General features: G+C 65.2%; 22 protein-coding genes and 1 tRNA gene. 17 read left to right on the top strand and 6 right to left on the bottom strand.

Going from position 1 to position 25,930, the window contains the following annotated elements:
* Positions 1–6: 6 nt before the first annotated feature.
* Positions 7–459 carry a TrgA family protein gene (locus tag EYB42_RS15435; protein WP_135451018.1) on the top strand — a complete coding sequence of 151 codons (453 nt, stop codon included), beginning with the start codon at positions 7–9 and terminating at the stop codon, positions 457–459.
* Positions 459–1,367: an NUDIX domain-containing protein gene (locus tag EYB42_RS15430; RefSeq protein ID WP_135451017.1), complete on the top strand. Its 909-nt coding sequence runs from the start codon at positions 459–461 to the stop codon at positions 1,365–1,367. The genes EYB42_RS15435 and EYB42_RS15430 overlap by 1 nt, the downstream gene beginning before the upstream one ends.
* Positions 1,368–1,603: 236 nt before the next feature.
* Here the strand turns inward: EYB42_RS15430 and EYB42_RS15425 are convergent, their stop codons facing one another.
* From EYB42_RS15425 to EYB42_RS15415, 3 genes are all read right to left on the bottom strand, one after another.
* Positions 1,604–2,764, bottom strand: coding sequence for a Gfo/Idh/MocA family protein (locus EYB42_RS15425; protein ID WP_240784217.1), 1,161 nt, complete (start codon positions 2,762–2,764; stop codon positions 1,604–1,606).
* A gap of 78 nt (positions 2,765–2,842) precedes the next feature.
* Positions 2,843–3,901 (bottom strand): sugar phosphate isomerase/epimerase family protein, encoded by a 1,059-nt coding sequence (locus EYB42_RS15420; RefSeq protein ID WP_135451016.1) that lies wholly within the window; start codon positions 3,899–3,901, stop codon positions 2,843–2,845.
* On the bottom strand, positions 3,898–4,905 hold the full coding sequence (locus EYB42_RS15415) for a LacI family DNA-binding transcriptional regulator (RefSeq protein ID WP_135451015.1): 1,008 nt from the start codon (positions 4,903–4,905) through the stop codon (positions 3,898–3,900). Before EYB42_RS15415 ends, EYB42_RS15420 begins: the two co-directional genes overlap by 4 nt.
* 947 nt (positions 4,906–5,852) lie before the next feature.
* Between EYB42_RS15415 and EYB42_RS15410 the strand changes: the two genes are divergently transcribed.
* The 7 genes from EYB42_RS15410 (at position 5,853) to EYB42_RS15380 (ending at position 13,812) form a co-directional block, all read left to right on the top strand.
* On the top strand, positions 5,853–6,509 hold the full coding sequence (locus tag EYB42_RS15410; protein ID WP_135451014.1) for a GntR family transcriptional regulator: 657 nt from the start codon (positions 5,853–5,855) through the stop codon (positions 6,507–6,509).
* A gap of 341 nt (positions 6,510–6,850) precedes the next feature.
* Positions 6,851–8,245, top strand: a complete 1,395-nt coding sequence (locus EYB42_RS15405; RefSeq protein ID WP_135451013.1) for an aspartate aminotransferase family protein — start codon at positions 6,851–6,853, stop codon at positions 8,243–8,245.
* 135 nt (positions 8,246–8,380) lie between these two features.
* Positions 8,381–9,085: a DUF5765 domain-containing protein gene (locus EYB42_RS15400; RefSeq protein ID WP_240784216.1), complete on the top strand. Its 705-nt coding sequence runs from the start codon at positions 8,381–8,383 to the stop codon at positions 9,083–9,085.
* A 51-nt stretch (positions 9,086–9,136) separates the two neighbouring features.
* Positions 9,137–10,171 (top strand): cysteine synthase A, encoded by a 1,035-nt coding sequence (locus EYB42_RS15395; RefSeq protein WP_135451012.1) that lies wholly within the window; start codon positions 9,137–9,139, stop codon positions 10,169–10,171.
* Complete coding sequence (locus tag EYB42_RS15390) at positions 10,168–12,618, top strand: DUF3772 domain-containing protein (protein WP_135451011.1); 2,451 nt, start codon at positions 10,168–10,170, stop codon at positions 12,616–12,618. Before EYB42_RS15395 ends, EYB42_RS15390 begins: the two co-directional genes overlap by 4 nt.
* Positions 12,615–13,337 carry an alanyl-tRNA editing protein gene (locus EYB42_RS15385; RefSeq protein WP_135451010.1) on the top strand — a complete coding sequence of 241 codons (723 nt, stop codon included), beginning with the start codon at positions 12,615–12,617 and terminating at the stop codon, positions 13,335–13,337. Before EYB42_RS15390 ends, EYB42_RS15385 begins: the two co-directional genes overlap by 4 nt.
* A 211-nt stretch (positions 13,338–13,548) precedes the next feature.
* A complete protein-coding gene (locus tag EYB42_RS15380) occupies positions 13,549–13,812 on the top strand; it encodes an ATP-binding cassette domain-containing protein (protein ID WP_240784215.1) in 264 nt (87 codons plus the stop codon).
* Between the two features lie 212 nt (positions 13,813–14,024).
* Here the strand turns inward: EYB42_RS15380 and EYB42_RS15375 are convergent, their stop codons facing one another.
* A complete protein-coding gene (locus tag EYB42_RS15375; RefSeq protein WP_135451009.1) occupies positions 14,025–15,851 on the bottom strand; it encodes a PHA/PHB synthase family protein in 1,827 nt (608 codons plus the stop codon).
* On the bottom strand, positions 15,848–17,665 hold the full coding sequence (ftsH, locus tag EYB42_RS15370; protein ID WP_135451027.1) for an ATP-dependent zinc metalloprotease FtsH: 1,818 nt from the start codon (positions 17,663–17,665) through the stop codon (positions 15,848–15,850). The genes EYB42_RS15375 and ftsH overlap by 4 nt, the downstream gene beginning before the upstream one ends.
* Positions 17,666–17,866: 201 nt before the next feature.
* Between ftsH and EYB42_RS15365 the strand changes: the two genes are divergently transcribed.
* The 8 genes from EYB42_RS15365 (at position 17,867) to EYB42_RS15330 (ending at position 25,679) form a co-directional block, all read left to right on the top strand.
* Positions 17,867–18,895: an IS110 family RNA-guided transposase gene (locus EYB42_RS15365; RefSeq protein ID WP_135451008.1), complete on the top strand. Its 1,029-nt coding sequence runs from the start codon at positions 17,867–17,869 to the stop codon at positions 18,893–18,895.
* Positions 18,896–19,288: 393 nt separating this feature from the next.
* Positions 19,289–21,106: an NAD(P)H-dependent oxidoreductase subunit E gene (locus EYB42_RS15360; RefSeq protein WP_135451007.1), complete on the top strand. Its 1,818-nt coding sequence runs from the start codon at positions 19,289–19,291 to the stop codon at positions 21,104–21,106.
* Entirely contained in the window at positions 21,103–21,810 is a 708-nt protein-coding gene (locus EYB42_RS15355; protein ID WP_135451006.1) for a 2Fe-2S iron-sulfur cluster-binding protein, read from the top strand. Before EYB42_RS15360 ends, EYB42_RS15355 begins: the two co-directional genes overlap by 4 nt.
* The gene (locus EYB42_RS15350) at positions 21,807–22,367 is read left to right on the top strand and encodes an NADH-quinone oxidoreductase subunit B family protein (RefSeq protein ID WP_167851044.1); all 561 of its coding nucleotides are present in this window, start codon (positions 21,807–21,809) and stop codon (positions 22,365–22,367) included. The genes EYB42_RS15355 and EYB42_RS15350 overlap by 4 nt, the downstream gene beginning before the upstream one ends.
* Before the next feature lie 10 nt (positions 22,368–22,377).
* Positions 22,378–23,817, top strand: a complete 1,440-nt coding sequence (locus tag EYB42_RS15345) for a Ni/Fe hydrogenase subunit alpha (RefSeq protein ID WP_135451005.1) — start codon at positions 22,378–22,380, stop codon at positions 23,815–23,817.
* Complete coding sequence (locus tag EYB42_RS15340) at positions 23,808–24,293, top strand: hydrogenase maturation protease (protein ID WP_135451004.1); 486 nt, start codon at positions 23,808–23,810, stop codon at positions 24,291–24,293. Before EYB42_RS15345 ends, EYB42_RS15340 begins: the two co-directional genes overlap by 10 nt.
* 104 nt (positions 24,294–24,397) lie before the next feature.
* A tRNA-Ser gene (locus tag EYB42_RS15335) sits at positions 24,398–24,487 on the top strand.
* Between the two features lie 349 nt (positions 24,488–24,836).
* Positions 24,837–25,679, top strand: coding sequence for a DUF3883 domain-containing protein (locus EYB42_RS15330; RefSeq protein WP_135451003.1), 843 nt, complete (start codon positions 24,837–24,839; stop codon positions 25,677–25,679).
* Positions 25,680–25,748: 69 nt separating this feature from the next.
* Here EYB42_RS15330 and EYB42_RS17505 read toward each other — a convergent pair.
* Positions 25,749–25,930, bottom strand: a 182-nt coding sequence (locus EYB42_RS17505) for a hypothetical protein (RefSeq protein WP_205910002.1), incomplete at its 5' end; no start/stop codon positions are given.

Below are 25,930 nucleotides of genomic sequence, written 5' to 3'. Positions count from 1 at the left end.
GAGCAGATGGCGACCCCGATGCCGACCGGCGCAAAGGCCATGGCCGCAGTCAGTTTTGCAGTCGTAGGCTGGCTGATTGCCAACGCCTATGTGACGAACATGCCGGAGGCACAGTCTGTCGGCTTCTTCCGGGAACTGACGGGTCTGCTGGGTGCAATCGTCGGCTGGCGCGTGATGGGCCCGTCGGTCGGCAAGGGCTATCTCGAGGCAATTGGTTCGGGCTGGAAGACGGTGATTGTTCTGGTCTTCTTCGCGCTTCTGCTGTCCGGCATATACGAAATGCTGCAGCAATCGGTGCGGATGCGCTATGACGGGCCGATGGAGGCGATCATCGACGTCTTTCGCCGCATGATGGAGCGATCGCAGGCGCTGCTGTCGGTGGGCGTGATGGCAGTCATGGTCGTCGGTGGGGGCATCGCCGGGGTGCTGACCGAAAACGCAAACCGCCGCTGGCGCTGATGACGGGGCTACGGCTGAAGGGAGATCCCGAGCTCAGGGCGCTGGTCGGGACCGAGCCTGGGCGGGCCGAATACTATGCCGAAGTGATGGGGCTGGTCCCGGTTGCGGCCGCTGGCGGGTCGGTGCTGGACCTCGGCACGGGCGGGCCAGAGGCTTTGGCGCTGGCCCAGGCTGTCATGTCAGGCTTTGGTCAGATCCCGGCCGAGGTGATGCGAGGCAGGATGGGTGCCTTGCGTGTCGCGGCAGCAAGCCGGGTTCGCGCCGCAGATGCGGCCGGGCGGATCCTGCGAACTGGCAGCGGTGAGGCAAGCGTCAGCGCCCGTCGTCATGTTCATGCCGGTTTCTTCGGTCTTGAGGTGCTTGAACTGACCCACCGCCGCTTCGACGGGTCCATGTGCCCGCCGATCCGGCGCGAACTCTTCGTCATGGGCGATGCGGTCACGGTGCTGCCTTATGATCCCCTGCGCGACAGGGTGCTTCTGGTGGAACAGTTCCGGGTCGGGCCACTGGGGCGTGGCGATCCGCTTCCCTGGCAGCTGGAGGCGATTGCGGGCCGCATCGATCCGGGCGAGACGCCCGAGGACTGCGCAAGACGCGAGGCGGTGGAAGAGGCGGGCCTTGTGCTCGGCCGGTTGGAAAAGGTCGCCGACTACTACCCCTCGCCCGGCGCGGTCACCGAGTTCGTCTATTCCTTCATCGCGCTCTGCGACCTGCCGGACGGGGTGGCCGGGATCTTCGGCCAAGAGGACGAGGCCGAGGACATCCGGGGGCAACTCGTCCCTTTCGATCGGCTGATGGACGCAGTGGCAAAGGGCGAGATCGGCAATGCTCCCCTGATCCTGACGGCCCTCTGGCTCCAGCGCGAGAGGGCGCGGCTGCGGTCAGACGTAAGCTCGCGCAATGTCTGAAGATCGTCAGGGTGAAATCTGAAGTCATTGCGATTTCGGTTTCCGTCCCTGTGGAGGTGCAGCGCCGGCCATCCCCGCCGGTACGGGGACGGCATGGGGGACTTTCCGCCGCGGATCGGCCGGCGTTCAGGCATAGCCATGCCCGGCGCCGGGCACGGAACCCCTCGCAGCTCGGCTTCGTTTTCCCGTCATAGGCACCGGCGAGAAGTGACGAAGCCATCAATCATCAACCCACCCTACAGGTTCAGGCTCACCCAGGCGCCATTCTGGGCCGATGACCGCACACAGGCATCGACGAAGGCCACGCCCTCAAGCCCTTCCTTGAGGCCGGGGAATGTGGTGCCCTCCGGCACCGGTTCGCCGGCCTTGGCGGCGCGGATGGCACGGGCGGCCTCGCTGTAGATGTTGGCGAAGCCTTCCAGATAGCCTTCCGGGTGGCCGGGCGGCACGCGGGTGACGCGCGCGGCCTCGGGCCCCGATCCAGCGCCGCCGCGCGTGATCCGGCGCTTTGGCTGGCCCAAGGGTGTGAACCACAGATAGTTCGGATCCTCCTGCGCCCATTCCAGCCCGCCCTTTGTTCCATAGACACGCAGCCGCAGCCCGTTTTCATTTCCGGGCGCAACCTGACTGCACCACAGCATGCCCTTGGCCCCCCCCTTGTAGCGCAGCAGCACATGGCCGTTGTCATCGACCCTGCGGCCTGGGACGAAGGCGGTCAGGTCGGCGGCAAGCTTGTCCAGTGTCAGCCCGGTCACGAAATTCGCCAGGTTGAAGGCATGCGTTCCGATGTCGCCAGTGGACCCGCCCGCGCCCGAGCGCGCCGGATCGGTGCGCCATTCGGCCTGCTTGTTGTTGACCGGTTCGGTCAGCCAGTCCTGCACGTATTCGACATTCACCACGCGCAGCTCGCCCAGTTCCCCGGCCGCGATCATCGCCTTGGCCTGCCGGATCATCGGGTAGCCCGTGTAGTTGTGGGTCAGCGCGAAGACGACGCCAGAGTCTTCGGCCGCCTTCGCCAGCTTCTTCGCCTCGGCCAGCGTTGCGGTCAGCGGCTTGTCGCAGATCACATGGATCCCGCGCTTGAGGAACTGCATCGCCACGGGGGCGTGCATGTGGTTGGGCGTCACGATCGCGACCACGTCGATCCCATCCTTGCGCCGGGCCTCCTTCGCGGCCATCTCGGCAAAGCTCGTGTAGGCGCGCGGCACGCCCAGGTCGGCGGCCGAGGCAAGCGCCTTTTCCGGGTTCGACGAAAAGGCACCGGCGACCAGCTCGTACTGGTCGTCGATCCGCGCGGCGATGCGGTGGACCGCGCCGATGAAGGCGTCGCGTCCCCCGCCAACCATGCCAAGGCGCAGACGTTCGGGGCGGGCGGTATGGGCGGCGTCGATGGGCATGTCTCTCCCTCTGTCCTTCTTCCGTTCGTAAATATCCCACAGGGGGTGCGGGGGGTGTGAAACCCCCCGCCTCCACGCTCAGTCGCCAAGCCCCAGCATTCGCCGGTTGGCGGCGCGGTCGGTGCCGGCGCCGGCGAAATCGTCGAAGGCCTTCTCGGTCACCCGGATGATGTGCGCATCGACGAAGGCCGCACCTTCTCGGGCGCCGTCTTCGGGGTGCTTCAGGCAGCATTCCCATTCGACCACGGCCCAGCCATCGAAGCCATACTGCGTCAGTTTCGAGAAGATGCCACCGAAATCCACCTGCCCGTCGCCCGGGGACCTGAAGCGCCCGGCACGGTTCACCCAGGACTGGAACCCGCCATAAACGCCCTGCCGGCCGGTCGGGTTCAGCTCGGCATCCTTGACATGGAACATCTTGATCCGGTCGTGGTAGATGTCGATATGTTCAAGATAATCAAGATGTTGCAGGACATAATGGCTTGGGTCGTACAGCATGTTGGCGCGGGCATGCCCCTTCACCCTGTCCAGAAACATCTCGTAGCTGACGCCGTCGTGCAGATCCTCGCCGGGGTGAATCTCGTAGCAGATATCCACGCCGCAGTCCTCGGCATGGTTCAGGATCGGCAGCCAGCGGCGGGCAAGTTCGTCGAAGGCTTCCTCGACCAGCCCCGCGGGGCGCTGCGGCCAGGGGTAGAGATAGGGCCACGCCAGCGCACCAGAGAAAGTCGCGTGGGCGGTGATGCCAAGGTTGCGGCTTGCGTTAAGCGCCTTTTTCACCTGGTCCACCGCCCATTCGGCCCGGGCCTTCGGGTTGCCGCGCACCGATGGTGCCGCAAAGCCGTCAAATGCCTTGTCATAGGCCGGATGTACCGCAACCAGCTGGCCCTGCAGATGGGTGGAAAGTTCCGTCACCTGAAGCCCGGCCTCGGCTGCAATACCCTTGAATTCGTCGCAGTAATCCTTTGACACGGCGGCCTTTTCCAGATCGAACAGCCGGCCGTCCCAGCTGGGCACCTGCACGCCGACATAACCGCAGTCGGCCGCCCAGGCGGTGATCGACGTCCACGAATTGAACGGCGCAGCATCGCCCGCAAACTGGGCAAGGAACAGGGCAGGGCCCTTGATCGTCTTCATGGTATACCTCCCTTTCGGGGGCCGGGCCCCCATTCCACCCTTTCGGGCATTTCAAGCCCTTGTCGGTCCGCAAGGGTCCGTTTCTCGATTGTTGCCACAAGGGCCCGGGCCAGGAAATCCCCGGCACGGCCCACGTCCTCGCGGACGATCAGGATGTCGCGGTGGAAGCGACGCAGGATCGGGATGACCTCTTTCGCCACGACGTCGAAATCCCGCCCAAGCACACGACCCGTCGGCTCGGCACCCGCGATGACTGCCATCGCGGCGGTGGTCGAACCTACTACAAGCCCTTCCGGCGGGTCCGGTTCGGCAAGGCGGCGGGTGACTTCCTCCTCGATCGCGTCTCCAGCGCTGTCCGAGGTGACACGCCCGGCCAGCTGGAAGGGCGGGCACAGAAGGGCGGCCTTGTCGGAAAAGCCGCAGGTCATGTGCCGGGCATAGAGATGCGAGCGGGGTGGGGCGACCAGCATCAGCCGCCGCCTGCCGCGCTGGGACGGCGTGCGTATCGCAAGGCAACTAAAGGCTTCGTTGTCAAAGTCGAAATAGGGGTTATCAAGGCACATGTCCGTCCGGCCGTGGGTCGTGACGGGAAAGCCGTGTTCGGTCATGTAGCGGATCGGGTCCATCGGGTCCTGATCGGGGAAATGGGGCATGACGACCATGTGGTAGGCCGTGCCGCGCAGCCCATCGGCGATGGAACAGATCAGCCTCGAGGTATGGTTCATCACGTCTGCCTTCGTCGAAAGGGCCAGGGCGATGACATTGGTCTTGCCCGTGCGCTGGCGCTCACCGACGCAGTTCGGGCGGTAGCCCAATAGTTCGGCAGTCTCTTGCACGCGCCGCTTGGTGTTTTCCCCGATATCAGGCGCATCCCTCAGCGCGCTGCTGACCGTCACGACGGTCAGGCCGGTCGCGGCGGCGATGGCCTTCAGCGTGGGGCGTTCAGGCTCCGCAGCGGGGGCTGCAATACCTGCCGGATCAGGCGGCATGGTGACGGCCGACATCCGGCGCTTTGGCGGCTGACGGACGCCCGGCCCAGCTCAACGGGTGCGACCCGCAGGCGTTCGCCGGCCGTTCTGTTCCAGAGGTCGCTCGCGGATTCTGCCGGGTAACTGCCTTGCATCCAGGCGCTGCGCGGTGGTCGCGGCGCAGGCCTGCTTCCAGGCGGCTGTCGGTGCGATTCCATTGGTGAATGAAATCTTGGACCTCTAGGGCCGACAAGCGGAAAGTTCCGCTGACCGAGCGACTGAAATGTTCCAGCTGATGACCATAACGATTAAGCGCGAAAATTAAGACATGAAGCGGACGAGGCTGACGGCCTTGCTGTCCGCGTCGGTTCCGTGCTGGTCTCGGCCTTCGAAGCAGGCAGGGGCCACTGCCTGAACCTGGCAATCGCAGGAGGCGGCCGAAGCCGGCGTCCGCTCATGATCTGCTGTGTCACCGCGGCCGAAGCTCGCCTTGCACATGAATATCATGGCGGTGGCGGGGCCAGGCGACTGCCTGAAATCGGGTGAGGCAGGCAAGGTCGTGATTCTGACCACAACCTGAGCCGCCCTCCCGCGCTTTCGCCGCATGAGGCGCGGCGCGCTGGTGATCCTGCAGAGCCTGTCCGGGCGCCTCCTTGGCGGGCGGAGGCATCGCGCGGTTCCCTTGCCAGCGCTACCGTAAGTTCGGGGAAAGCTGGAAGGCCGGAGATCCGCCTCTAAGGGGCCGACGACATCAGCCCCGGCCTTCGCATGCCATGCGGTTGTACCGGATCACCGAGGCTGCCAGCCGGTAAGCCGGCGGATGGTGGCGCCTGCTGCGTCGGACCAGCCGGCTGGATGTGCGGGTGAAAGGTCTGCTGCTGCGGCATGAAGATGCCCTGCCTGCACCATGACCACGGGATTTGATCATATCTTGATCCCGCGGAATCAGGCGTCATAAAGGGAGAAAGTAAGAGGTTACCCCGATGGATGCGGACAACCGGAAGATACCCAGCCACGAGGTCACCTACGCGCGGCTGCGCGACATGATCCTTTTCGGTCATCTGGCGCCGGGGGCCCCGGTCACGATCCAGGGGCTGATCGCCGATCTGGGCGCCGGCATGACCCCCGTGCGCGAGGCGATCCGGCGGCTGACGGCGGAGGGCGCGCTGCTGCCCCAGGGCAACCGCCGCGTGGCCGTACCGGAACTGTCGGCTGACCTTCTGGACCAGGTGGCCTTTGCCCGCCTTGCCATCGAGCCGAGACTGGCAGAACTGGCGTGCGCTCGCCTGACACCTGCGCAGATCGACCGGCTCGAGGCGATCGACGGGAAGGTGAACCGCGCGATCGAGGCCGGGAACCTGCCCGACTATCTCGCGGCGAACCATGCCTTCCACTTCGCCCTTTACGAGGCTGCCGAGGCCCCCGTCCTGCTGGACCTTGCCCGTTCGCTCTGGCTGCGGGCGGGACCGTCCCTGCGCGCCGTGATCGACCGCTACGGCCGAGAGGCGGCCCCGGACCTGCACCGCGAGGCCATCGCCGCGATGCGTGCGCGCGATGCGACCGCACTGGCCAAGGCCATCGAGCGGGACATCCAGCAGGGTGTCGATCATGTGCGTCAGGCCCTGACCGAGGCGCCCTGAACCGCAGGCGCGAAAGCGGGCGCATTGGCAGGCGCAAGCCGTTTGTCTCGCCTCTCAGCCTTCGGCTGAACCGGCTCGGCAGCCGGGGTGCCACCCCGGGCCGCCGGAAGTATTTGTGAGAGGAGCAGATGTTCTTGCTCTTTTCCAAATATTCTCAGGGGGTTCGGGGGCAGAATGCCTGCGAGGCCGAGAAGGAGGGCGAAGGCCCGACGACGAGAGGAAAGGGGAGCGCGGAACGCGCACGATCAATTTGATCAAATTTCTTGAAGCGCCGCGCATTTGATCATATCCTGCATTCAAGTCGGGGCCTTGCGCCCTGCCGATTCCAAGAGGGCCGCGTAATGAACATGATCACCAACCACCTGCCGACCGCCGAGCTTCAGCGCCTGGACGCGGCCCACCACTTTCATCCCTTCACCGACAAGGCGGGGTTGGCGGCAAAGGGCGCGCGGGTGATCACGCGCGGCGAGGGCGTCTGGCTGACCGACAGCGAGGGCCACCGCATCATCGACGGCATGGCGGGCCTGTGGTGCGTGAACATCGGCTACGGGCGCAAGGAACTGGCCCGCGTGGCGGCCAAGCAGATGGAAGAGCTGGCCTATTACAACACCTTCTTCCAGACGACCCACGTGCCGGCGATTGCGCTTGCGGCCGAGATCGCGAAGCTTGCGCCGGGCGATCTGAACCATGTGTTCTTCGCCAGCTCGGGGTCCGAGGCGAACGACACCAACATCCGCCTCGTCCGCCGCTACTGGGATGTGATGGGCAAGCCCTGGCGGCGCATCATCATCGCGCGCTGGAACGGCTATCACGGCTCGACCATGGGCGGCGGCAGCCTTGGGGGCATGAAGCCGATCCATGCCCATGGCGGCAAGATCGACGGGATCGAGCACATCGACCAGCCCTACTGGTGGGGCGAGGGCGGCGACATGACCGAGGACGAGTTCGGCTATGTCCGCGCCCAGGAACTGGAGCGGAAGATCCTCGAGGTCGGGCCCGACAACGTGGCCGCCTTCATCGGCGAGCCGATCCAGGGCGCGGGCGGCGTGATCGTGCCGCCCAAGACCTACTGGCCGGAAATCCAGCGCATCTGCGACAAGTATGGCATCCTGCTGATCGCTGACGAGGTCATCACCGGCTTCGGGCGCACCGGCAACTGGTTCGGGTCGCAGACCTTCAACATCAAGCCGCACATCATGACCATCGCCAAGGGCCTGTCCTCGGGCTATGCCCCGATCGGCGGCAGCATCGTCTGCGACGAGGTGGCGAATGTCGTGGGTAGTGCGGGCGAGTTCTTCCACGGTTACACCTATTCCGGCCATCCGGTGTCCTGCGCGGTCGCGCTGGAAAACCTGCGCATCATGCAGGACGAAAAGATCATCGAGCATGTCCGTGACGTGGCGCACCCATATCTGAAGGAACGCTGGGAAGCCCTGGTCGATCACCCGATGGTGGGCGAGGCGAAGCTGGTCGGACTGATGGGTTCGATCGCGCTGACGCCGGACAAGGAAAAGCGGGCGAAGTTTGCTTCCGAGCCCGGGACGGTGGGCTTCCGTACCCGCGAGCGCTGCTTTGCCAACGACCTGATCATGCGCCATGTCGGCGACCGCATGATCATCTCGCCTCCGCTGGTCATCACCCCTGCCGAGATCGACATCCTGATCGAGCGGGCGCGGAAAAGCCTGGACGAAAGCTATGCCAGCCTGAAGGCAGAAGGGATGTTCGTCGCGGCCTGACAAGGCTGCGGCGCCGGTGACGCCCGCTCCTCGCCTGTTTCCTGTTTCCGAAGAAGAACGCGACTGCGGATTTGCACTCTGCGCCCTCGCGCGTCATGCTGTAGCGAAGGGGAGGGCACCGCGATGTGCTGGGGCATGGAAGTCACGGCCGGCATGGCGGCCGTGGGCGTGGCTGCGGCGGCCTTCACGGCACGGCGCGCCGACCCGGCGGCGGTGCCGCTGACACTTCTGTATTTTGCGGCCATGGAGGGGCTGCAACTGGCTGGCTTTCTGGTGATCGACCAGTGCGGAACACCGGCGAACCGGGCGGTCACGGCCCTGTCCATGCTGCACATCGTGCTGCAGCCTGTCGTGCTGAATGCCTTCATGCTGGCTTGGCTTGCCCCGGGAATCGCCCACGGCACACGACGCCGGGTGTTGGCTCTGGCGGTGCTGTTCTCGGTGCTGATGCTGGCCCAGATGGTGCCTTGGCCCGGTCTTGACCGTTGCACGACCGGCCAGCCGCTGTGTGGCGAGGTGCTGTGCACCATGAGCGGCAACTGGCATCTGGCCTGGACCTTGCCCTACAGCGACATCTTCGGCGGCCCCGACCGCTGGCTGGGCACCAACTTCGGCTTTCCGGCATATGTGCTGGCGATCTTTGTCATGCCGTTGTTCTACGGCCTTTGGCGGTTTGCCCTGTTTCACGCGCTGGTCGGGCCGGTAGCGGCGAACCTTCTGACAGACAATCCGAACGAGGCGCCGGCAATCTGGTGTCTTGTGTCCATCCTTATCCTGGGCGTCGTCCTTCTGCCGGGTGCAAGGCGCTTCTTCGGCGCCGATCCTGCTGCCGCGGCTTGAGTTTGCCGGGCGGCGCCCCTAAACCTTGGAAACCAAGGAAGGACCGCCAACATGCGCATTCATCAGGATCTGGCCGACACGATCGGGAACACGCCGCTGCTGAAGCTGAGGAAGGCTTCCGAAATCACCGGCTGCACGATCCTGGGCAAGGCCGAGTTCATGAACCCCGGCCAGTCGGTCAAGGACCGGGCGGCGCTTTACATCATCCGCGATGCAGTGGCGAAGGGGCACCTGAAGCCGGGCGGCACGATCGTCGAGGGGACGGCGGGGAATACCGGGATCGGCCTTGCTCTGGTGGGGGCCAGCATGGGCTTCCGCACGGTGATCGTGATCCCGGAAACGCAAAGTCAGGAAAAGAAGGACATGCTTCGGCTGGCCGGGGCGGAACTGGTGCAGGTGCCTGCCGCGCCCTACCGGAACCCCAACAACTATGTCCGTTACTCGGGCCGGCTGGCCGAGGCCCTGGCCAAGACCGAGCCCAACGGCGCGATCTGGGCAAACCAGTTCGATAACGTGGCGAACCGCCAGGCGCATATCGAGACAACCGGACCCGAGATCTGGGAACAGACCGGCGGCAAGGTGGACGGTTTCATCTGCGCCGTGGGTTCGGGAGGAACGCTTGCGGGCGTGGCCGCCGCCCTGCAGCCGAAGGGGGTGAAGATCGGGCTTGCCGACCCGGAGGGGGCAGCGCTGCACAGCTACTATACGACCGGCAAGCTGGAAGCGCCCGGTTCCTCGATCACCGAAGGCATCGGACAGGGTCGGATCACTGCAAACCTTGAAGGGTTCAGGCCCGATTTCAGCTACCGCATCCCCGACAGCGAGGCGCTGCCGATCATCTTCGACCTGCTGATGGAAGAGGGTCTGTGCATGGGCGGATCCACGGGCATCAACATCGCCGGTGCAATCCGCATGGCGCGCGAGATGGGACCTGGCAAGACCATCGTCACCATCCTGTGCGACTATGGCAGCCGCTACCAGTCGAAGATCTACAATCCGACCTTCCTGCGTGAAAAGGGCCTGCCGGTGCCGGGCTGGCTGGATCGTCCGGCCCGGCCGCTTCCGGCCGTGTTCGAGGACGCATGAGGCAGGCCCTTCAGGCGCTTTTCCTGGCGCTGGCACTCATCCTGCCCGTCGGGGCGGTGCTGGCGCAGACCTCTCCCAGCGCGATCCCCATTACCGGGGTCGAGACGGCGCTGGACGGTACAGACCTGAATTATGACGATTGGGAACGCACCGCCGCCAGGGCCGAGGCCGAGATTGCCGAACGCCGCACCTCGGACCAAAGGCTGGAGGAAATCCGCGGCCAGCTGGCCAAGTGGCGCTCGGCCCTGCTGACGGCACAGAACGCCAATTCCTCACGCATCGCCACCTTGCGCGAGCAGATCGCCGCGCTGGGCCCGGCACCAGCCGAGGGCGAGACCGAGGCGGACGAGATTTCTCGCCGCCGGCAGGAACTGGCCGCGCAGCTGGTCAAGGCCCAGGCCCCGGGGATCGCGGCGGAAGAAGCCTACCGCCGCGCGGACGGCCTGATCCGCGAGATTGACCGCATCCTGCGCGATCGCCAGGCCGACCAGCTGTTGCAGCTCTGGCCCTCTCCGGTGAACCCGGGCATCTGGCCCGAGGCGGCGATCGGCCTGTCTGACACGCTTCTTCGACTATGGGACGAGGTCGCGACAGCCTGGGCTGATCGCGAGGCACGGGCGCATCTTTACGACAATCTGCCGCTGATCCTTGTTCTGCTGATCGTGGCCGCGGCCCTGGTGGTCTATGTTCGCCGCTGGGTCGAACGCTTTGCCGAACACCTGCAGGCCGGTGCTTCGGTGCGCGGCCGCAAGGTCTGGTCCCTGCTGGCTTCGCTGGGCGAGATCATCCTGCCCACTCTGGGGACGATTGCCCTGTCCCGGGCGCTGGTTGCCAGCAACCTTCTTGGAGAGATCGGCCTGTCCATCACGCAGGCCCTGCCGGTCATGGGGTTCGTCGTCTTCGGGGCGGCCTGGCTGGGGGCGCGTGCCTTTCCCCGGGTGCAGGGCGAGGGTGCGGTTCTGCCGATGCCGCCGGAAAACCGGGCCGAGGGACGGTTCCTGGCAGTGCTTATGGGCCTGACCCTGGCGGCCGAAATGCTTCGTTCGGCCGCGATGGATGCTCAGGCCTATTCCGATGCGACGACGGCGGTGATGTCCTTCCCGATCCTGGTCGCAGGCGGATTGATCCTGATACGGATGGGGCGCCTGCTCAGACAGGCGAGGGATGTCGACGAGCGCAGCTATGTGCTGCGCCTTCTGCTGCTGTTCGCCCGAGGGCTGACCGTCATCGGCCTGGTCGGGCCTGTGCTTGCGGGATTCGGCTATGTGCAGGCTGCGACAGCGATGATCTATCCGGCGATGCTCTCGCTGGCGCTGGTGGCTCTTCTCTTCATATTGCAGCGTCTGATCGGCGATGTATGGGCGCTGATCGTGAAGGCAGACGAACAGGCAAGCGACGCGCTGGTGCCTGTTCTGGCAGGCTTCGTGATGTCGCTTGCCTCGCTGCCAGTCTTTGCGCTGATCTGGGGCGCACGGTTTTCTGACCTGACCGAGCTATGGACCCGGTTCACCGAAGGATTCCAACTGGGTGATACGCGGATATCGCCTACAGACTTCATGATCTTCGCCGCGATCTTCCTGATCGGCTACATGCTGACACGGCTGTTCCAGGGCGCGTTGCGCACCACGATCCTGCCCAAGACCAGCATGGATTCCGGCGGCCAGACTGCTCTGGTCGCGGGCGTCGGCTATGTCGGCATCTTCCTGTCGGCGCTGATCGCGATCAACTCGGCCGGGATCGACCTGTCGGGCCTGGCCATCGTTGCGGGTGCCCTGTCGGTCGGTATCGGTTTCGGTCTGCAGCAGATCGTGTCGAATTTCATCTCGGGCATCATCCTGCTGGTCGAGCGTCCGGTAAGTGAAGGCGACTGGATCGAGGTTGGCGGCGTCCAGGGGCGGGTGCGGGCGATCAGTGTGCGATCCACGCGGATTGAAACCTTCGACCGCAATGACGTGATCGTGCCGAACGCCGACCTGATCACCGGGCAGGTTACGAACTGGACGCGCTTCAACCTGTCGGGGCGGCTGATCGTGCCGGTGGGTGTGGCCTTCGGGTCCGATACCCGCAAGGTCGAACGCATCCTGCGAGAGATTGCCGAAGCGCAGCCGCTGGCCGTGCTGAACCCGCCGCCCATGGTGGTGCTGATGGGCTTTGGCACCGATGCGATCCAGTTCGAGATCCGGCTTATCCTGCGCGACGTGAACTTTTCGCTGTCGGTGCGCAGCGAGATCAACCATCAGATCGTCGAACGCTTTGCGCAGGAGGGTATCGAGATTCCCTTCGCCCAGACCGACGTGTCGCTGCGCAACATCGACGAGATCACGCAGGCGCTCATGGTGCTGCGTGGCGAGACGCCGCCCGGCAAGCCCTCTGCGCCCGTCCTGCCCGAGCCGCAGGCAGAAGCGCCCAGGATGCCCCCCGAGCCGCCCAAGGACGACAGCGGATGACGACCGAACTTCTGTTTCGCACCGACCCCTATCTGCAAGCCGCCGATGCCCGGATTGTGGATCATACGCCCGAGGGCGGTCTTGTGGTGGACCGGTCGGTCTTCTACCCGACGGGCGGCGGCCAGCCCGGTGACAGCGGCGTGCTGGACTGGGACGGAGGCCGGATGACAATTGCGACCACGCTGAGGGCCGAGGGTGGCCGCGTGGTCCTGGTTCCGGCCGAGGCCATGCCGATGCCGCCCATCGGCGCGCCGGTGCGGATGCTGCTGGACTGGACCCGCCGCCATCGCCACATGCGTGTCCATACTGCCCTTCACCTTCTGTCGGTGGTGATCCCCCTTCCGGTGACCGGAGGGCAGATCGGCGCCGACCGCGGGCGGCTGGACTTCGACATGCCTGATCCGCCCGGAGATCCGTCAGTGATCGAGGGCGTAATGAACAGCCTGATCGCCCGCGACCTGCCCGTGACCGAGGACTGGATCACGGACGAGAAGCTGGAGGCAAACCCCGGGCTGGTCAAGACCATGTCGGTCCGCCCGCCGATGGGACAGGGCCGCGTGCGGCTGATCCGCATCGGCGCAGGCGTGGACCAGATCGATCTGCAACCCTGCGGTGGCACCCATGTCGCCAGCACGGCCGAAATCGGGCGCGTGACGATTGGCAAGATCGAGAACAAGGGACGCCAGAACCGGCGCGTTTCGATCCATCTGGCCGACTAGGCTGCCCGTCGTCGAAATGTAGCCTGAGGCCCATCCGGGCATCACAGGCCCTGGCCAGATTTCCTCCGGACCCATCATCTGCGGAAGGAATTCCACGACCGTCCTTGCCGGTCCTGGCGCAGCGCCGGACCGTGCGGGTCTTCCTGCCCACTGCGACTGGCTGCATTGGACCCCACGCGATCTTGACCTTCAGCATTTGGTAGAGGCACTGGTGCTGGATGGCGACCGGTTTGGGCTGGCAGGTATCGCCAGCCGCAATGGCAAGCCCGTCGTCACCCTCGGCCCCTCGGGAAGCGGCGAGTCCGCGCTCCTGCACCTGATTGCCGGGCTGGAAGAGGTCATGGCGGGCGAGATCGCCATCGCGGGGCAGGTGGTGAACCACCTCGAACCGCGCGAACGCGGCTGCGCCATGGTATTCCATGGCCACGCCCTCATCCACACGTGGCGGTGGGGGAAGACATCGGCCATGCGCTGAAAGTCGCGGGGGTGCCGAGGGTCTGACGCGAGGCTCCGGGGTGGCGGCGACGGCGGCCTCGGTCGGGCGGCCAAGGCCGCATCCAGGCAGGTGCATCTTTTCGATGCGCAGACCGGACAGCGGATCGAACCCGCCATCTCGCCGATGCATCCTGTCTTGGGGGCCTGACGGCGATCGGCGCGGCAGCCGGAAACCGCTGACGCGCCGCCAGCTCAGCTTTGCAGGACATAGCTGCCCGGCGCCTGTGCAAGGACGGGCAGGCCCACCCCGGCAGCACCGGTTTCTGGCGGCGGCACCATCTCGCCTGAATGTGCGTCCAGCCATGCCGCCCATTCCGGCCACCAAGAGCCGGGCTTCGGATCGTGAAGCTCCAGCCATGCGTCAGGGCCCATGTAGCGCCCGCCGGCCGGTCGGTGGCCGATCCGGTAGTGCCGTCCCCTGTGGCCGGGCTCAGACAGGATGCCGCCGTTGTGGCCGCCCTTGGTCAGAACGAAGGTCAGGTCGCAATCGGTGAAGAGCGCAGTCTTGTAGACCGATTTCCACGGGGCGATATGGTCGGTTTCGGTTCCCACGACGAGCATCGGCACGTCGATGTCCTTCAGGGCGATCACCTTGCCCTCGACGGCAAACCTTCCGGCCGAGATGCGGTTTTCCAGAAAGATCCCGCGCAGGTATTCCGAATGCATCCGTGCGGGCATCCGGGTCGTGTCGTTGACCCAGACACCGATGTCTGTTGGCAGATCGGGTTCGCCAAGCCAATAGCGGCGCACCGCGCGCGACCAGATCAGGTCTTCTGACCGGATGGCTGCGAAGGCGCCCGACATCTGCGGCCGGTCGAGGTAGCCCTGCGACCACATCATGTCTTCCAGGAACGCAACCTGGCTTTCGTCGAGGAACAGCAGAAGCTCTCCGGCTTCCGCGAAATCGACCTGCGCGGCCAGAAGCGTGACCGAGGCCAGCCGGTCGTCGCCATCCCGCGCCATGGTGGCCGCTGCGATGGCCAGCAGCGTGCCGCCAAGGCAATAGCCGTTGGCATGGACCTTCTGCCCCGGAACGATGCTGTTGATCACCGAAAGCGCCTGCATGATCCCCTGTCGCCTATAGTCTTCCAGCGACAGATCCGCCTGTTCGGCCGTCGGGTTGCACCACGAGATGCAGAAGACCGTGTATCCCTGACTGACCAGCCAGCGAATGAAGGAATTTTCCGGTGACAGGTCGAGGATGTAGTATTTCATGATCCAGGCCGGGACGATCAGCACCGGCTCTGCCCGTACGGTTTCGGTCGTGGGGGAATACTGTATCAGTTCCATCAGGTCATTGCGGAACACCACCGCACCGGGGGTGGTGGCCAGACGCTTGCCCAGGGCGAATTCGTCAGGGACCGGCCGATGCTCCTGTGCAAGGACATGGAAGGCGTCGTCGATGAAATGCGCTGCACCTTCCAGAAGGTTGCGGCCCCCGCTCTTAATGGTTTTCTCGATGATTTCGGGATTGCCGAGCGGAAAGTTCGCGGGCGAGACCGTGTCCAGCATCTGGCGGATCATGAAGCCCGCGCGTTCGGCGTTCTGCCGCCTGAGACCAGGCAGCGGTGCGGTGGCGGCATGCCACCAGTCCTGCACGCCCAGAAATCCCTGCTGCCAGAGCGCATAGGGTTTCCTGTCCCAGCCTTCATGCAGCCATCGCGTATCGTGGGGCCCCGGAAGGAAGGGCTTTTCCTGTGTCTGCCCCAGCATCCCCGACATGGCGAACCGCGCCAGCTTCAGCCAGTTTGTCCCGGCCCTTTCCGCAAGTTCCAGCTGTCGGCCCGGCGCGCGCATCAGGTGCATGGCCCAGTCAGCCCAGGCATCGATCATGGCATGCGGCGAAAGCCCCGCCGTCATGGGTGCGATGCTGGCCATCACGCCCCGGTCAAGGGCTGCGTGGCGGTGCTGGTCCGGTTCGGTGCGCACGGGCTGCGGGTCCGGCGGGATTACCGCGGGAAGGTGAGATGCCTTTTCCGGCGAAGCCTTGGGGCGGGTGCGGTTGGGTCTGCGGGTCATGCGGCCTGGGCCTCTGGCTTGAGCAGCGGCGGAAAGTCCGCCGGGGTAATCGTTTCCCGCTCCAGAAGCAGCCTTGCGCCTGCCTCCAGATCGGCCTTCGAAGCCTTGAGCAGCGCAAGCGCCCGGTCATAGGCCTGTTTCAGAAGGTCGCGCACGGCCAGATCGACCTCGCGGGCCGTGGCCTCGGAATGGTCGCGCGGGGTGAAGCTGAGGCGGTCCTCGCCCAGAAAACCGCTGCGGTCCTGTTCCAGTACGGCCTGGCCCAGGGCTTCGTGCATCCCGAAGCGCGTGACGATCTGCTTGCCGATATCGGTGGCGCGCACCAGATCGTCCGCCGCGCCGGTCGAAACCTCGGCAAAGCGGATCTGTTCCGCCGCGCGACCGGCCAGCAGCATGACCATGCGGTTTTCCAGTTCCAAACGGGTGATGAGAAAGCGGTCTTCGGTCGGCCTGGTCATAGTGTAACCCAGCGCCCCGATCGTGCGCGGGATGATCGACACCTTGTGAACCGGGTCCGCGCCGGGCAGCTGCGCCGCGGCAAGGGCGTGGCCCATTTCGTGCCAGGCGACGGTCTCGCGCTCGCGCGGGTTCAGAAGCCGGCCCTTCCGTTCCATCCCCGCGACGACCCGTTCCAGTGCTGCGGTGATGTCGGCCATGGTAACAGTGTCGCCGCCACGCCGCGTGGCCTGGATCGCGGCCTCGTTCACCAGATTGGCCAGTTCCGCCCCGGTGAATCCCGGCGTCAGCCCGGCCACCGCATCAACGTCCAGGGCGGGATCTACTGCAACCTTGCGCAGATGTACCCGCAGGATTGCGGCCCGGCCGGTCTTGTCGGGGCGGTCCACCACGACCTGCCGGTCGAATCGGCCCGCGCGCATCAGCGCAGGATCTAGGATCTCCGGCCGGTTGGTCGCAGCCAGCAGAACGATCCCTTCGCGCGGGTCAAAGCCGTCAAGTTCGGCGAGAAGCTGGTTCAGCGTCTGCTCCTTCTCGTCGTTGCCGCCGCCGAAACCGCCGATGGTGCGGCGGCGGCCCATGGCGTCCAGCTCGTCGATGAAGATGATGCAGGGTGCAGCCTTGCGGGCCTGATCGAACAGATCGCGCACCCGCGCTGCGCCGACGCCCACGAACATTTCCACGAATTCGCTGCCCGAAATGGAAAAGAACGGCACCCCAGCCTCGCCCGCGATGGCGCGGGCGAACAGGGTCTTGCCGGTGCCGGGCGGGCCGGTCAGCAGGATGCCCTTCGGAATGCGCGCGCCAAGTCGGCCGAACTTCTTCGGCTCCTTCAGGAAATCCACGATTTCCTTCAGCTCGGCCTTGGCTTCGTCCACGCCGGCCACATCATCGAAGGTGACGCCGGTGTTGCGTTCCACATACACCTTCGCGCGGGACTTGCCGACGCTCATCATGCCGCCCATGCCCTGCCGTTCGATGGCCCCGCGCAGGAAGAAGCTCCACAGGGCGAGGATCAGGATCATGGGCAGAAGCCAGGAAAGAAGGTTCGACAGGAAGGTGTTCTGCACCGTGCCGTCGAATTCGACCCTCGATCGCTCCAGCCGTTCGGTCAGGTCCGGCGGCACGATATTGGTTATGAAGTGCGTGTTGCCGTCGATCGGGTTGACATATCGGCCCTCGATCTCTTCTGCGCGCACGGTCACCTGGTCGATCTTGCCGGATTCAAGATAGGTCAGGAACGTGCTGTAGGGGATGCGCTGGGTGACCGAGGCCTGCGAAAGCCACGCTTGCACCATGAGAAGGCCGAAAAAGGCGACCACGAAATACCACAGGTGAAGCTGTTGCTTGCGGTCCATGCGTTCCATCATCCCGGCTGCGGCGGCACCTGGGTCAGGGTCCACTCTCCCGCCGTGTTTCGCAAGCGCAAGGATGGGCCCGCCTTGATTCAGGTCATGCACGCTGCCGAATGATGCCGATAGGCTGTGATGATGTGACCGCCCCCCGACGGCATCAATGTGCCAAGGTGGGTCTGCGAGGATCCACAGAGGAGGACGGTCATGTTGGAGATTATCACGGTCGGGCTCGACCTGGCGAAGAATGTGTTCCAAGCGCACGGCGCTGATGCGTCTGGTCGTGCAGTGCTGCGCAAGAAGCTGAGACGGGATCAGGTTCTGGTGTTCTTTGGCCAGCTGCCGACGTGCGTCGTGGCGATGGAAGCCTGCGGCGGCGCCCACTTCTGGGGCCGCGAGATCGGCAAGCTGGGCCACGAGGTCCGTCTCATTCCGCCCGCCTACGTGAAGCCTTTCGTCAAGCGCCAGAAGAACGATGCGGCTGACGCGGAGGCGATCTGCGAGGCAGCGCAGAGACCCACGATGCGCTTCGTGCCCGTGAAGAGTGAAGAGACCCAAGGGGCCGCGATGGTCTTCCGCATCCGCGAACTGCTGATCCGCCAGCGGACGCAGTCGATCAATGCGTTGCGCGGCCATCTTGGGGAGTTCGGCCAGATCGTGCCACAAGGCGCAGCCAATGCCGCACGTCTGATCGCCATCGTCGAGGACCCGGACAGCGGACTGCCCGCCGATGCCATTGCTACGCTGAAGGTGCTGGTCGGGGCTCTTACCCATCTGGAGGCGGAGATCGGCAGGCTCGATGCCGAGATCGCGCGGCGCGCCAAGGAGGACGAGGTCGCGCGGCGCCTGATGACCGTTCCGGGGATAGGGCCGTTGATCGCCACGGCCATCGCGGTCCTCGCGCCGCCGCCTGACACGTTCCGGAAGGCGCGGGACTTTGCGGCGTGGCTTGGCCTGACGCCAAGACAGCATTCCACCGGGGGCAAACATCGCCTCGGGGCCACGACGAAGATGGGCGAGCGCTCCTTGCGACGGCTGCTGATCATCGGGGCCAACAGCGTCATCATCAAGCGGCACGTCCATGTCGCGGCACGGCCGGGAACGTGGCTTGGCGGGATGCTGACGCGTAAGCCTCCAATGCTGGTGCGGGTGGCGCTTGCGAACAAGATGGCGCGGATCGTCTGGGCCCTGATGGCCAAGGGAGGCCTCTACGAGTCTCCGGCCGCGGCGGCATAAGCCGACCGTCGGTCGCGAGGACGTCGGAGCGGAAGAGGGCAAGGAGAGGTTTGGCGCAACGGTCGTGAGACAGGATCGGGAGACCCAGGGTGCAACAGAGTGCCATCGAGCACGCGGCTTTGATCTGGACCCGACCCGCGAACACCATACGGGCCCGCGGCACGTGAACGGCCGCAGCAGAGGCCGGACACATGTCAGCACCCGACGACGCGCCAGAACCAGCTCCAAAGAATCCCTCTTGCGCATGGGACGGTTACACATGTTGCATGACCCGTCGCGGGCCGTCGGGCAAGGGGAGGGAATCCTTGCAACCGGTCGCCGCGTCAGTGACACTTGCCCCGGAGGGGATCGGTCGGACCTGGCCGCCTTTCCGAACGACTGGACGAGGCCGTTATGACGACAGCGCCCGGCGATCTGCCCGAAGACGCAATCCGGGCGATCTGTGCAGGATTTGGCAACGACCGGCACAGGATGCTGGACATCCTGCTTGGGGTGCAGGCCCGGCAGTGCTGGATTTCCCCCGCCGCGATGGAAACGATTGCCGCGGCGACCGGTCTGACGCGGATCGCGGTCGAGGGGGTGGCAAGTTTCTATTCCTTCCTGTCGCTGTCGCCGAAGGGCCGGGTGCCGATCCGGCTTTGCGACGATATCGTTGACCGTTTTGCCGGGCTGGATGCCGTGGCCGCAGCCTTCGAGGCGGAACTCGGCATCCGCGTCGGCCAGACGACACCGGACGGGGCAGTGTCGCTGGAGCTGACGCCCTGTATCGGGATGTGCGACCAGGCGCCCGCCGCGATGGTGGGCGATCTGGTAGCCACGCGGCTGACACCGGATCGGGCGCGGGCGCTTGCGAGGGCACTGCGGCAGGGACTGTCGCCGACCGAGGCGCTGGTCGCGGATCACGACCGGCTGTCGCCGCTGGCGCGGGCGAAGGCGCAGGTTGAGGACAACATCCGGCAGGCGGGTGAGGTGCTGCTGGGTGCGGTGCCGCTAGACGCCGGGATCGCTGCGGCGCGGGCGATGACTCCTGCGGCGATCATCGACGCGGTAGAGACCAGTGGACTGCGCGGCTGCGGCGGGGCAGGGTTCACGACGGGGCGCAAGTGGCGGCTGGCGGCCAGCGCCCCCGACGATCACCGGGTGGTCATCTGCAACGCCGACGAAGGCGAGCCGGGGACGTTCAAGGACCGCGTCCTGCTGACCGACCGCGCCGACCTGGTCATCGAGGGCATGGCCATCTGTGCCCGGGCGATCGGGGGGCGCGAGGGCATCCTCTACCTGCGCGGGGAATATGTCTATCTGCGCGACCATTTGCAGGACGCTCTGGCCGTTGCCCGGGCGCGGGGCGTGCTGGGGGACGGCTTCGACATCCGCATACAGCTTGGCGCCGGGGCCTATGTGTGCGGTGAGGAGGGGGCGCTGATCTCCTCCTGCGAGGGGTTGCCGGGCGAGCCGAAGACCCGCCCGCCATTCCCGGTCACGCGCGGCTATCTGGGACACCCGACTGTGGTGAACAATGTCGAGACCTTCGCCCATGTCGCCCGCATACTGGATCGGGGGCCGGACTGGTTCAGGGCGATGGGAACGGACAAGAGCCGCGGGACCAAGCTCTTCTCCGTCTCGGGCGATTGCGCGCGGCCCGGGGTCTATGAACTGCCCTGGGGTCTGACCCTGCGCGAGCTTCTGGCGCTGGCAGGGGGCGAGGATGCGGCAGCGGTCCAGGTGGGCGGGCCGTCGGGCACGATGGTCGGCCGGGATGGGTTCGACCGGCGGCTGGGGTATGAGGATCTGGCGACCGGGGGCGCGGTGATCGTGTTCTCGCCCCGCCGCAACATCCTTGAGATCGTGGACTATTACCTGTCCTTCTTCGTGCATGAAAGCTGCGGCTATTGCACGCCCTGCCGGGTGGGCAACGTCTTCCTGAAGAAGGCGGTGGAAAAGTTCCGCAAGGGGCAGGCTGACGAGGCTGATATCGCCTATCTGAAGGAACTTTCGGCCACGATCATCGAGACCAGCCGCTGCGGGCTGGGCATGACATCGCCGAACCCCGTGCTGACCAGCCTGGAAAACCTGCCCCTCGTCTGGGCGGCGGTGACCAGGCCGCGCAAGGACGGGCTGAAGGCCACCTTCGACATCCAGGCCGCCATCGAAGGCGGCCGACGCATCGCCAGGCGGCGGTCCTATATCTTCGACAGGGATTTCAGCGAATGACCGATGCCTTCACCTTTCGCATCGACGGCGTGGATGTGCTGGCCCGGCCTGGCCAGACGATCATGGAGGCGGCAGATGCCGCAGGCATCTACATCCCGCGCCTTTGCGACCACGAAGGCCTGCGCCATCAGGGCGGTTGCCGGGTCTGCACGGTCAGGGCAGGGGGGCGCAGCGTGGCCGCCTGCACCCAGCCGGCCGAACCCGGCCTGGACGTCGAGAACGACACACCGGCCCGCAACCGCATCCGCCGCGATCTGGTGGAGATGCTGTTCCACGAGGGCAACCACCTGTGTCCAATCTGCGAGAAGAGCGGCAACTGCGAATTGCAGGCCATGGCCTACCGGCTTGAAATGACCCAGCCCACTCGCTTTCCTTGGCTGGAGCCCTGCCGCGCCCTGGATGCCTCGCACCCCGACATCGCGCTGGACACCAATCGCTGCATCTCATGCGGGCGCTGCATCCGCGCCAGCCAGGACATCGACGGCAAGGGTGTTTTCGGCTACGTCGGCCGCGGCATCCACCGGCGCGTCGCGGTGAACGGTCCGGACCTTGCCCACACCGGTGCGGCAGTGACGGATGCGGCGATGGCAGTCTGTCCCGTCGGCTGCATCATCCGCAAGGGCGAAGGGTTCAGCACGCCCATCGGCGAGCGTGCCTTCGATCACGGCCTGATCGGGCACGAGATCGAGGAGAAGCGGAAATGACCAGACCCCGCGTCGCCACGGTATCTCTTGCCGGATGCTTCGGTTGCCACATGGCCTTTCTCGACATGGACGAAAGGTTGGTGACGCTGATGGCACGGGTCGAGTTCGACCGCTCGCCGCTGACCGACCTCAAGACCTTTACCCGTCGCTGCGACATCGGCATCATCGAGGGCGGCTGCTGTAACGAGGAAAACGTCCACACCCTGATCGAATTTCGCCGGAACTGTGATGTGCTGATCGCACTCGGCCAGTGCGCGATCATGGGGGGGCTGCCGGCGATGCGCAACGCGATCATGCATGCGGACGATCCGCTGCGGGAATGCCTCGAGGAGGCCTATCTGACCGGACCCTATCTGCGCAATCTGACGCGCCATGTCCCGAACGACCCCGCGCTGCCGCTGATCCTGGACAAGGTCTATCCCTGCTCCGACATTGTGGACATCGACATCCAGATCCCCGGCTGTGCGCCTTCGGGCGACATCATCTTCGACACGCTGACCGCCCTTCTGGACGGAACGTTCCACGGCTTTGACCGGGCACGGCTGCGCTTCGACTAGAGAGGTGGCGATGACAGGAACCCGGTTGATCGAGATTTCGCCCGTTACCCGGGTGGAAGGCCACGGCAAGGTGACGATCCATCTGGACGCCGACGGCAACGTGGACGAGGCGCGGCTGCATATCGTCGAGTTCCGCGGTTTCGAACGCTTCATCCGTGGCCGGCTGATGTGGGAGGTGCCAGTCATCGTCCAGCGCCTTTGCGGCATCTGCCCGGTCAGCCACCACCTGGCCGCCGCCAAGGCGATGGACCAGATCGCAGGCGTGGACGTGCTGCCCCCCACGGCGGAAAAGATGCGCCGGCTGATGCATTACGGGCAGGTGATGCAAAGCCATGTCCTGCATTTCTTCCACCTTTCCGCACCGGACCTGCTGTTCGGCTTCGGCGCACCTGCGGAACGGCGCAACATATTCGAGGTGATCCGGGAAAATCCCACCCTTGGCCTGCGCGCCATCCAGATGCGCAAGTTCGGGCAAGAGATCATCGAGGCTACGGCGGGCAAGAAGATCCACGGCACCGGGGCGATCCCCGGCGGGATCAATCGCAATCTGCCTTTGGAAACCCGCGATCGCTTCCTGGCGCAGGTGGACGAGATGCTGGCCTGGGCACAGGACGCGCTGGCGCTGGCGCGCGGCTATGTGGAAGATCATGCCGAACTGGTGAAAGGTTTCGGCAACTTCGCCTCGAACCACATGTCCCTGGTGCGCGAGGGCGACGGAGCCCTGGACCTTTACCACGGTCGGCTGCGCGCGCTGGGCCCGCAAGGCACCCCGATCTTCGACATGGTGGACTACTGCGACTACCACAAGCACCTCATCGAGGATGTAAGGTCATGGTCCTACATGAAATTCCCCTTCATCCGCAGCCTTGGGGCCGAGGACGGATGGTATCGCGTCGGCCCCATGGCCCGGATGAACACGGCCAGCTTCATCGACACGCCGCTTGCCGATGCCGCCCATCAGGCGCTGCGGGCCTTCTCGGGCGGGCTGAACCATTCGACGCTCGCCAACCACTGGGCGCGAATGATCGAGGTGGTGCATTGCGTGGAAAAGATCCGCGAGCTTCTGCACGACCCCGACCTGCAGGGCACCGATCTGGTGGCCAAGGGCGAACGGCGCTTCGAAGGGATCGGCGTGATCGAGGCACCGCGCGGGAACCTCATCCACCATTACAAGGTGGACGAGCATGATCAGGTGACCTTCTGCAACCTCATCGTTTCGACGACGCACAACAATGAAGGCATGAACCGCGCGGTGAAGGCGGTGGCGGTGCAGCATCTGTCGGGCCAGCCGAAAATCACCGAAGGGATGCTGAACCATGTCGAGGTTGCGATCCGGGCCTATGACCCCTGTCTGTCCTGCGCCACCCATGCACTGGGGCAGATGCCCTTGCAGGTGGAACTCGTCGGGCCTGGGGGTGAGGTGATCGACCGGGCCGCGCAATGCCTTTAGGGGCCCGTGTCCTGCTGATCGGCTACGGCAATCCGGCGCGCGGCGACGATGGCCTCGGCCCCGCCCTGGCCGAGGCCATCGCAGAGCTGCATCTGCCCGGCGTCACGGTCGAGATCGATTATCAGCTGACCGTGGATCATGCCGCTCTGATCGCGGCGCATGATCTGGTGATCTTCGCTGATGCCGCAATGGATCTGGACGCCCCTTTCCGACTGACGCGTACCGGCACCACCCCAACTGCCACTCTAGGCAGTCATCAGGTCACGCCCGAGGTGGCCCTGCATCTTGCCGGGCTGCTGTTCGGGAAGGTTCCCCCGGCATTCACTATCGCCATCGCGGGAACCGCATTCGGTGCGATCCGCGAAGGTCTGGGCCCCGAGGCTCGATGCCATTTGGGTCAGGCAGTGGCGGCGGTTCTGGAACTTCTGGGAAATTCTGCCGACGATCGACCGCAGGTCCGGGCAAAGGGCTTGTAAAGGCGCCATCAGTCGCACGCCTGGAAACGCATGGAGCGAGTCTGGCCGTTCAGGTGCCGAAGTCCCTTGCAAAGGGAAGTGCGACTTGGCAGAAGGACGCGCAAGGACAGTTGGCCGAGTGGTCGAAGGCGCACGCCTGGAAAGTGTGTAGGCGGGGAACCGTCTCGAGGGTTCGAATCCCTCACTGTCCGCCACTTGCACATCGCAAACCCGAGATGAGGTTCCTGACGGGGCCTTTTTTCTTTTTGTTTCAAAGGGGTTTAGCGATGCCATCCGCGTTTCGGAGACTGGCGCTTCCGCCGAAATCGGTCTCTGAACGCCCCGCGTCTCTTTCCATCCGCCCTTCACCCAAATCGAGACGGTTTCAAAAAGTATCGTATTTTCAGCGTGTTGCTGAAACTTAACTGCGCCGCAGTTGAAGCAGGTTCGTCTGCTCTCGGTGCGAACAGAGACGCCCGAAGGCGGCGTTTCACAGCGCAAAACCTCGTAATGCTGCGCGAAGCCCTTGGTGACAAACAGCACGGGGGCACCTAGCCTGGCGCCATGTCGAACGGAGCCTGGACGGATAAAGAAAATGATCTGATCGTCGCGGATTACTTCGCGATGCTGGCCGACGACATCTCCGCGCGCCGCTACAGCAAGGCCGAACACCGCCGCGCGCTGCTGCCGCTACTGAACGACCGGTCCGAGGGGTCCGTCGAGTTCAAGCACCAAAACATCAGCGCGGTGCTGAAGGGGCTCGGCGAGGACTGGATCCCCGGCTACAAGCCCGCGTTCAACTTCCAGATGACCTTGGTGGATGCCGTGGCGCGGTGGCTGGCGCTGAACCCGGCCTGGCTCGGGCGCCAACCTGGGCTGCACCCCGCTTTGGGCCTACGCGAGGCAGCACAGATCTGGATCGGACCGCCGCCGACACTGTCGAACCAGCCGCCTCCGCAAGAACTGGACCAGATGCTGCACATCGCCCGCAAGTTCGACGTGGCGGGCCGGGACGAGCGCAACCGGGCCCTCGGCCGCGCGGGCGAGGAGCGCGTCCTGGCGCATGAGCGCGCGGCATTGCGGACGGCAGGACGTGACGATCTGGCGCGCAAGGTGCGCTGGGTGTCGGAGGAGGATGGCGATGGTGCGGGCTATGACATCGCGAGTTTTGCCCCGGACGGGCAATTCCGGCTGATCGAGGTCAAGACGACGAACGGATGGGAGCGCACGCCCTTCCACATCACCCGCAACGAGCTGGCCGTGGCCGAGGAGCGCCGGTCGGAATGGCGCCTGTTCCGGCTGTGGAATTTCGCGCGTGAGCCGAAGGGGTTCGAGTTGCACCCACCACTGGATGCGCATGTCTCGCTGACCGCGACGTCCTTTCAGGCGAGCTTCCTAGCTTCTTGAAGAAGAAATTCCTTCATCCCGGGTTGGGCCCAAGGCCAATGGCCGTCCAGACGACCGTCGACAGACATTTCAGCCCAGCTCGGCCACTGTGCAGGCGGGTGGATCGTTGAAGCTTTTTTCATACTGCTGTGACCCCCGATGCTCATCCGGCTGACACCAGAGTCCTTTGTTGAACTTGGCGCTGTTTCGCCGACGGAGCAATGGGCGATCTGCGCAGCGTTTCGGTTGCGCGAAGCTGATCGCCCATTGCG

It is taken from the genome of Tabrizicola caldifontis, assembly GCF_004762095.1.
In the GTDB taxonomy this organism is placed as follows: Bacteria; Pseudomonadota; Alphaproteobacteria; order Rhodobacterales; family Rhodobacteraceae; genus Tabrizicola; species Tabrizicola caldifontis.
This window is presented reverse-complemented; position numbering and strand designations above follow the sequence as displayed.